Annotated in this window: 2 protein-coding genes; both read left to right on the plus strand. The window is 73.7% G+C overall.

Annotated features, from left to right (window positions below; genetic code table 11):
* Positions 1 to 150 precede the first annotated feature (150 nt).
* Positions 151 to 543: a phage holin family protein gene (locus tag AB0B91_RS66280; protein WP_088998122.1), complete on the plus strand. Its 393-nt coding sequence runs from the start codon at positions 151 to 153 to the stop codon at positions 541 to 543.
* Between the two features lie 22 nt (positions 544 to 565).
* On the plus strand, positions 566 to 1,197 hold a 632-nt coding region (locus tag AB0B91_RS66285; protein WP_358343308.1), incomplete at its 3' end, for a DUF3618 domain-containing protein.

Genomic DNA, 1,197 nt, shown 5'->3' on the forward strand with positions numbered 1-1,197 from the left:
TGCCGCGCCGATCCCGGCCGGCCCGCGACCGTACGAGCGGACGGTCGAGGCGCCGTACGCGGCCGAGGAGGCGTACACCGGGACGGCCCGGGTGCGCAACGCCTCGCCTCCCGGTCGGCAGGGGCCGGACATCCCCGGCGGAGTGGCACCGTGAGCGCCCCCGAGAAGGAACGGACGCAGTCGGTCGGCGACCTGTTGGGCGACGTGACCCGGGACTTCTCGACGCTGGTCCGCAAGGAGGTCGAACTGGCCAAGGCGGAGCTGCGCGAGGAGGCGGGCCAGGCCGGCAAGGTCGGCGGCATGTTCGGCGGGGCGGCGCTGGCCGGGTTCCTGACGGTGCTGTTCGTGTCGTACGCGCTGTGGTGGGGGCTGTCCAACGTGATGGACCAGGGCTGGGCGGCGCTGATCGTGGCCGTCATCTGGGCCGCCGTCACGGGTGTCCTGCTCGGCAGGGCGCGCAAGGAGAAGGCGCAGCTCCGCGCGGTGCTGCCCCGGACGAGGCAGACCGCAGGGGAGATACCGGACGCGATGCGCGGCCGGTGAACCAGCCGGGAGGGAGTAGATCATGTCCAACGATCCGGACCGGATCCGGTGGGAGATCGAGAACACCCGGAACGAACTGAGCAGCGACGTCGACGCGCTGGCCGACAAGGTCAATCCGCGACGGATCGCCGGTGAGCGCGTCGGGCAGGCCCGTGGCGCACTCACCCGGGCCAGGGAGAAGGTGATGGGCGTGCAGTCGGACGGGCACGGTGCCGCGCAGCGGGTGTCGCACGCGACAGGCCAGCGCATGTCGCACGCGGCCGATTCGGCGCGAGGGCTCGGGGAGCAGTCCCGGGAACGGATGTCGCACGTGGCCGGGTCGGTGCGGGAGGAGGCCCGCTCCCTCGGGCAGCAGTCCCGCCAGCAGGCGCAGGGCAACCCCCTCGCGGCCGGCCTCATCGCGTTCGGCGCCGGGCTGCTGGTCTCGTCGCTGATCCCGGCCAGCCGTCCCGAACGGCAGTGGGCCGGGCAGGCCAAGGAGATGGTGAGCGAGCACTCCGACCAGCTGCGTGCGCAGGCCGGGCACCTTCGGGAGCAGGCCAGCGAGGTCGGCCGCGAGGTGGGCCACGAGATGCGCCACAACCTGCGCGAGCCGGCGCAGGAAGCGGCCCGCGCCGTCGGTTCCACGGCCGTCAGCGGCGCGTCCGCCGTCCG

This window comes from Nonomuraea sp. NPDC049141, assembly GCF_040648415.1.
Taxonomy (GTDB): Bacteria; Actinomycetota; Actinomycetes; order Streptosporangiales; family Streptosporangiaceae; genus Nonomuraea.